Source organism: Streptomyces sp. NPDC057616 (assembly GCF_042800575.1).
Taxonomy (GTDB): Bacteria; Actinomycetota; Actinomycetes; order Streptomycetales; family Streptomycetaceae; genus Streptomyces.
Map to the genome: position 1 here is coordinate 191,047 of NZ_JBHVGU010000018.1, position 6,422 is coordinate 197,468.

General features: G+C 71.0%; 7 protein-coding genes. 4 read left to right on the forward strand and 3 right to left on the reverse strand.

The window, feature by feature from the left end:
• The first annotated feature begins 93 nt into the window (after nt 1-93).
• Both ACFU97_RS23770 and ACFU97_RS23775 read left to right on the forward strand, forming a co-directional pair.
• Entirely contained in the window at nt 94-954 is an 861-nt protein-coding gene (locus tag ACFU97_RS23770; RefSeq protein ID WP_384259763.1) for a helix-turn-helix transcriptional regulator, read from the forward strand.
• Nucleotides 955-1,060: 106 nt separating this feature from the next.
• Nucleotides 1,061-1,528, forward strand: a complete 468-nt coding sequence (locus tag ACFU97_RS23775; RefSeq protein WP_384259765.1) for a hypothetical protein — start codon at nt 1,061-1,063, stop codon at nt 1,526-1,528.
• A gap of 324 nt (nt 1,529-1,852) precedes the next feature.
• Here the strand turns inward: ACFU97_RS23775 and ACFU97_RS23780 are convergent, their stop codons facing one another.
• From ACFU97_RS23780 to ACFU97_RS23790, 3 genes are all read right to left on the reverse strand, one after another.
• Nucleotides 1,853-2,014, reverse strand: a complete 162-nt coding sequence (locus ACFU97_RS23780) for a hypothetical protein (RefSeq protein WP_384259768.1) — start codon at nt 2,012-2,014, stop codon at nt 1,853-1,855.
• Between the two features lie 483 nt (nt 2,015-2,497).
• Nucleotides 2,498-3,268, reverse strand: a complete 771-nt coding sequence (locus tag ACFU97_RS23785) for a PIG-L deacetylase family protein (protein ID WP_384259771.1) — start codon at nt 3,266-3,268, stop codon at nt 2,498-2,500.
• A 99-nt stretch (nt 3,269-3,367) separates the two neighbouring features.
• Nucleotides 3,368-4,135: a class I SAM-dependent methyltransferase gene (locus ACFU97_RS23790; protein ID WP_384259803.1), complete on the reverse strand. Its 768-nt coding sequence runs from the start codon at nt 4,133-4,135 to the stop codon at nt 3,368-3,370.
• A gap of 243 nt (nt 4,136-4,378) precedes the next feature.
• Here ACFU97_RS23790 and ACFU97_RS23795 point away from each other — a divergent pair, with 243 nt between their 5' ends.
• Entirely contained in the window at nt 4,379-5,011 is a 633-nt protein-coding gene (locus ACFU97_RS23795; RefSeq protein ID WP_384259773.1) for an RNA polymerase sigma factor, read from the forward strand.
• Entirely contained in the window at nt 5,008-6,201 is a 1,194-nt protein-coding gene (locus tag ACFU97_RS23800; RefSeq protein WP_384259775.1) for a CU044_5270 family protein, read from the forward strand. The genes ACFU97_RS23795 and ACFU97_RS23800 overlap by 4 nt, the downstream gene beginning before the upstream one ends.
• Nucleotides 6,202-6,422: the final 221 nt, after the last annotated feature.

Consider the following 6,422-nt stretch of genomic DNA (forward strand, 5'->3'; position numbering starts at 1 on the left):
CCACGGTGAGGCGTTCCCGGCGCGCGTACCAGGGGATGTCATCCCCAGCGTCAGCGGCGCCGCCGGCGGCCGCCGTCCCGCAGACTGGGACTCATGGGCTCCCCGAAATACACCGAACTCGGCGTCTTCCTGCGTTCGCGCCGCGAGCGCATCCGGCCGGAGGACGTCGGCCTCGTCTCGGGCCCGCGCCGCCGTGTACCGGGGCTGCGCCGTGACGAGGTGGCGCAGCTCGCCGGGGCCTCGGTCGACTACTACAACGAGATCGAGCGCGGCGCGGGATCCCAGCCCTCCGAGCAGATGCTCGCCGCCCTGGCACGCGCGCTGCGGCTGACGTCGGACGAGCGCGACTACCTCCACCGTCTGGCCGACCGCCCCCTGCCCACCCACGGCGGGCCGCAGTCGCACGTGCATCCCGGAATGATGGACCTGCTCACCCGGCTGACCTCGACTCCGGCGCAGGTGATCACCGATCTGCACGTCACGCTCGTGCAGAACCCCCTCGCCGTCGCCCTGCTCGGCGACCAGTCAGGGTTCCGCGGCCCCAGCGCGAGCCTCGTCCACCGCTGGTTCACGGACCCCGACGCACGCCGCCTCTACCCCGAAGCCGATCACGACACACAATCCCGTACGTTCGTCGCCGACCTGCGGGCCGCCGCGGCACGCCGTGACGCGAAGGACCGCCAGGCCCGCACCCTCATCGCGGACCTCAACGCGCGCTCACCCGAGTTCGCCGCCCTGTGGGACCAGCACGAGGTCGCGGTCCGCCGAGGCGACCGCAAACGCATCAACCACCCCACACTCGGCACGCTGGAGGTCGACTGCCTCAACCTCTTCAGCGAGGACGGCCGCCAGCGCCTGCTCTGGTTCACTCCCGCCCTGGGCACGGACAGCGCCGACAAACTGGACCTGCTCGCCGTCATAGGAACCCAGCTCTCCGACTCCCCTCACGGCTAAGTTCCCACCTGCGCCCCGGACTTGACTCACCCGTGTCGTCCGAAGGTGCGTTCAGTAGCATCGCCTCGCCCGGATGAGGTCCTGTTCCGACGAAAACGAGTGAGCCATGAGCGACGACGTCCTCTCTGTCATTCCGACAGATCCGCACTGGCAGCCCGAGCAGATCGCAGCCGACCGTGCCGCGTCGATGGTGGAAGACCTGGCACCCGGGCTCCCCGCCGGCGTCGACGTCGAGATCGACGTCACCTGGCACGACACACTCACCGTCGTCGACTGCGGACAGAATCTGGAGAAGATCGGCTGCCCCCACTGCGGCGCGTCGATCGGCACCGAGTGGTGGGGCGACCTGCTCGAAGCCCACTACGAGGACGGCTTCGCGACCCTCGCCGCGGTGGTTCCCTGCTGCGGCACCGCGACCTCGCTGGACGCACTGGACTACGACTGGCCGTGCGGCTTCGCTCGATTCGAGATCGCCGTCTGGAACCCTGAGCGCGCCTGGTTCAGCGACGAGGAGCTGGCCGCCATCGGGGACGCACTCGGACATCCGGTGCGGCAGGTCAGGGCTCACATCTGACGCACGTGAGCCTGCGCCCAGGCGCAGCACACGGCGACCGACTCCGGGGCTCCGCGCGGTGATCTGGTAGCTGGCGCTGGGTGGGGCGATGCCGAGTGACTGGGCCACCTCTGTGGTGGTACGGCCGCTGTGGCGGGCCACGTCCATCAGTACGGCGCTCCGCGTGCGTCCCAGCAGACGTTCGAGCCGTTCGTCGCTCGCGCGGACGAGGAAGACGTTGAGGCCGTGCGCGGCGATGGCCTTCAGTTCGCCAGGCTGGAGTCGCTTGTTGAGGGTGCTGCCCGGGACGTTGGAGAGGTAGCGGCCGACGTAGCGGAAGCGGGCCTAGTAGAGGGCCGAGGCGCGGGCGTCGGTGAGTTCGGTGACGGTGTCGCATGCCGTGACGGCGCGGGTGTTGTCCCCCGTGGACACCAGCAGGGTGGCCCAGGTGGGGAAGTCGCCCTGGCCGTTGACGGCGAGCCGTACGAAGCTCTGGAAGTCCAGCACTCTCGCGGCGAGTCCGGCGTCGTAGGCAGAGGTGAAGGAGACTCCGGGCCCGCCGGTCGAAGAGCGTCGCCGCGCTGAACAGGCTGACCCAGGTGCCGGCGGATCCCTCGCCCACGGTGTGGTCGCGCAGTCCTTGTTTCGTGGCAGGGCCGAGCGCGCCCGTGGCGACGTCGTCGCTCATGGCGAGCTCGTACCGGATGGCCCGGGTAGGCGCCGTCGACGCCCATGTTCCGTTTGAGGCTGGTGACGGATGCGGAGACGCGTTCCGTGTAGTCGCCGTTGATCTGGTCGCCGTCGTATCCCTTGCAGTACAGGGCCGACTATGCCGTTGACCTCCACCTTCGATATGTCGTCGACGTCGTACAGGCCCTAAATGTGGGCCTGTTGGGGCGGACGCAGCTCAGCCTTGGGCGCGTGCGCAGCTCACCCTCGCGCGCGGCCGCGCCGCCACACGCCGCGTCCGCACGGCCCCGAACGGTCCCGTCAGTCCTGCTCCTCCTCGGTCGCGAAGTCCGGCGGTGCCTGGAGGTCGTGGGCGCGGAACAGGACGGCGTGCTCGACGCCCATGGCCTTGCCGCTCATCGCGGTGAACTTCGGGATGAAGTCCGCGGGGGCCGGGTGGTTCGGGAGCGCGGCCAGGTATGCGGCGTGCGCCTCGAGGGAGGCGACGCCCCGGCGCAGCGGCTCACCCGTGATGTCGACTCCGTGGGTCGCGCGGGGGCCGGTGACTTGGGGGACGATGTACCAGCGCGCGGAGTGCGGTTCGAGGTCCTCGTCGTCGATCTGCTCCGGGAAGACCCACCGGTTGCCCGCGTCGCGCACCGCGTCGAGCGTCGCGAGCCCGACCGCTCGGTGGTCGGCCTGGTCGAAGCCGTAGGGGGCCTCGATCTCGAAGCTGGTGCCGAGTACGACGTCGGGCTTGAACCGGCGGATCTCGCGGCAGATGTCCCGGCGCAGGTCGAGGCCGTAGACGAGGACGCCGTCGGGATGGTCGAGGACGGTCAGGTGCTTGACGCCGACGACGGCGCAGGCGGCGCGCTGCTCGGCGAGGCGCAGGCGCGCCGTCTCCTCGGGCGGGTTCGGCATGCCGGCCTCGCCGCGGGTGAGCAGGAGATAGCCGACGTCGATACCGCGGGCGGTCCAGCGGGCGACGGCCGAGGACGTGCCGTACTCCATGTCGTCAGGGTGCGCGACGACGCAGAGCACGCGCTGGAAGGACTCCTCGGGCAGGGCGGGCAAAGCGGGCGATGTCATATCGGCCATCCTTCCGTCTTGGGCTCAGGCCGTCCGTCATTCAGGAATTCCGGTGAGTCTCGAAAGGTGCCGGTCCCCCCCTCTACGGGACCGGGACCGTCATGCCTGTTCGTGCGCCGTGTAGACGGTCGCGGTCATCGGCGCCACCACCGGGCCCGTGCCGAGGCCGTCCGTCATCTCCTGCGTGACGGCGGCCTGGAGGACCTGCACGTCCCCGTGTGCCGCAAGGGCCGCGCTCACCGGTGTGCCGGTCAGCAACCCCGTAGCGACGGACGCGGCCGATTGCGCGATGCCTTCCAGCGTGACCTCTTCGGCGGTGCCCAGGGTCAGTCCGGCGGCCGTGACGTCGGCGGCGACCACGGCCGGGTCGGCGTAGCCGTGGGGCACGTCCCGCAAGAACGACGGCGCCCTGTCGGGCAGGGCCTTCTCCAGGGCGTCCTGGAAGGCGGCCCCGAACCCGTGCGAGGCCAGCGGGCCCCAACTGCTGAACAGGAAGCGTCCTCCAGGGGCCAGCACCCTGCGCACCTCGGCGTACGCGGCGGGCCGGTCGGGGAAGAACATCACCCCGAACTGGCACACGACGAGGTCGAAACCGCCGTCCGCGAAGGGGAGTTCCTGGGCGTCCGCCTGCCGCCAGTCGGCGCGCGGTTCGCGTGCCGAACCGGCCGTGACCATCGCTTCGTTGAGGTCGGTCGCCACCACCGTGGCGGTGGGCACCTCGGTGAGCAGGGCCGAGGTCAACGCCCCGGTTCCGGCGGCGAGTTCCAGGATCGTCAGGGGCCGCAGCGCCGCCGCCCTCGCGGCCAGATCGGCGGCGAAGGGGCGGAAGAAGACCGGCACCAGGTGTTGTTCGTAGGCCTCGGGCATGGACCGTGTCCAGCGCCGGTTCGCGTCGTCTCCGCTCACATGTCAGACATTAGCCTCACAAGAGGACCGACGACGGCCCTTCGCGGCCATAGCCGTCCCACCAGGGGCACACGGTACGGTCGGTGACGGCGAAGCCGGACCGTCAGGTGCATGCCCAGGAAAATCCCCAGGCACAGTCCGCGGATGTGACCTAGGTCACGCACGCCTCAGGGAACCCGGCGGCGGGTGCGGACAGGGGCAGGTGTGGAACTCTCCTTGCGCGCCAAGCTGCGCTCCGGTGATCCGGAGGCATTCGGGGCGATATTCGACGAACATGCCCGGACGGTGCACCGGTACGCCGTCCGGGTCACCGGGAACTGGGCGACGGCCGAGGACGTGGTGTCGCTGACCTTCCTGGAGGCGTGGCGGCTGCGTGAGACGGTGCGGCCCGAGGGCGACGGCCTGCTCCCGTGGCTGCTCGGCATCGCCACCAACGTGCTGCGCAACACCACGCGGGCCGCCCGCCGCTACGAGGCCGCCCTGAACCGTGTCCCGCGGCACGACACCGCACCGGACTTCGCCGACGAGGTCGTCGAGCGGATGCAGGACGCCAGTCGCCTGGCCGCTGCGCAGCGGGCGCTGCGCCGGCTGCGGCGCGCCGAGCGGGAGGTGTTCGCGCTATGCGTGTGGGCCGGCCTCGACTACGCGGCGGCGGCCGAGGCGCTGGACGTGCCCGTCGGCACGATCCGCTCCCGCCTCTCCCGCGCCCGGCGCAGGTTGCGGAAGCTGACGGACGAGGAACTCGCTTCCGACAGGACGGAACCGGCGTCGCGTTCCGGACAGCAACAGGACGGCCGCGCGACCGCGGCCCGGTCGATCCAGGAGCAGATCCGATGAACGCCAAGACGCCTCATCACGACGGCCTCGACGCCACGGAATCCGTGGAGCGCGAGGACGCGGCCCGGCTGCTGCCGCTTCCGGCGCTCCGCGATCTGCCCGACGACCGCCTGGGCGTCCTCAAGGAGCATCTGATGAGCGAGATCCGCCGGTCCGTCCCCACGTCCGCCTCCGGCCCCGCGTCCGCCACCCTCCCCACGTCCGCCTCCGGCCCCGATGCCGCCGCCCCGGCCGACACCGCCACCGGCGCCGCAGCGCCGAGACGGCGTCGGCGGCGCTGGCTCCCTGTCCTCGCCCCGCTCGCCGCGGCGGCCGTCGTGGCCACCGTCCTCACCACCGGCGTCGACCGCCACGACCAGCACGGCGATACGGCGCGGCCAGCCCCCTCCAAGGCCTCGATGCTGCTGGAGAACGCCGCCGACGTGGTCTCCCGCGCCCCGGCCGTCACGGTCGGCCGCCACCAGTACGTGTACGTCCGCAGCGTCTCCGCCGGACGGGACAACCCGCTCCAGGCACGGTGGACCGACAAGGACGGCAAGGTGCACAAGAAGTACGCCAAGGTCGCCGGGAAGGTCAGCAGGCTGGAGACTCTTCGGGAGTGGATCCCCTGGTCGCGGAGTCAGGCCGGCGCCCAGGCGTACGGCGACAAGGCTCCCGAGCGTCTCGACTTCCCCGGTCCCGGCGAGGGGACGGTGGGAGGTCCCGGGCACACGCAGAGTCCCTACGAGGACCTGGCCGCCCTTCCTCGCGACCCGGCCAAGGCGCTTCGGGCGATCGAGGCGGACTGGCAGCGGCAGGTGGACAACGCGGAGAACTCCAAGGGGGGCAAGCGTCCGGGCGTGAGCATGCCATGGGTCTTCGCGTATCTCGGCGGCATGCTCCAGGAGTCCGTGGACCCGCAGACCACGGCGTTCCTCTACCGGGTCGCCGCCCAGATCCCGGGCACCACGGTGATCCCCGACGCGGTGGACGCGACCGGCCGGCACGGGGTCGCGATCACCCTGCGCGGACAGGCCGAGGACCGCCAGGAGTGGATCTTCGACAAGTCCACGTACGCCTTCCTCGGTTTTCGTGACGTCACCCTGGAGGACACGGTGATCGGCAAGGCCGGCAGCGTGATCCAGACCACCGCGGTGCTCCAGCGCGCCGTGGTGGATCACGTGGGCGAGGAACCTCACCAAGGGTCCTGACACTGGAGGTGGAGTCGGCCCGGGCGGCACACATGAGGCCCCTGGGCCGAACGGCCCCATCCCCGCAGGGGGCCGGACGGCACCGTCGAGGTGGTCTGTCGGGCACTGCCCGCGGCCCCGCCGACCGACGAGCATCTGAGCTGAGAGGCAGAGGCGAGACGTACTGCGCGACCACAGGAAGAGGACAGCCGGCGATGACCGCAACCTTCACGGATGGAGTC

What these genes read in the sequence shown, in the direction of transcription:
- ACFU97_RS23770 (WP_384259763.1), top strand. Translation starts at nt 94, where the DNA reads ATGGGCTCCCCGAAATACACCGAACTCGGCGTCTTCCTGCGTTCGCGC.
- ACFU97_RS23775 (WP_384259765.1), top strand. Translation starts at nt 1,061, where the DNA reads ATGAGCGACGACGTCCTCTCTGTCATTCCGACAGATCCGCACTGGCAG.
- ACFU97_RS23785 (WP_384259771.1), bottom strand. Translation starts at nt 3,268, where the DNA reads ATGACATCGCCCGCTTTGCCCGCCCTGCCCGAGGAGTCCTTCCAGCGC.
- ACFU97_RS23790 (WP_384259803.1), bottom strand. Translation starts at nt 4,135, where the DNA reads ATGCCCGAGGCCTACGAACAACACCTGGTGCCGGTCTTCTTCCGCCCC.
- ACFU97_RS23800 (WP_384259775.1), top strand. Translation starts at nt 5,008, where the DNA reads ATGAACGCCAAGACGCCTCATCACGACGGCCTCGACGCCACGGAATCC.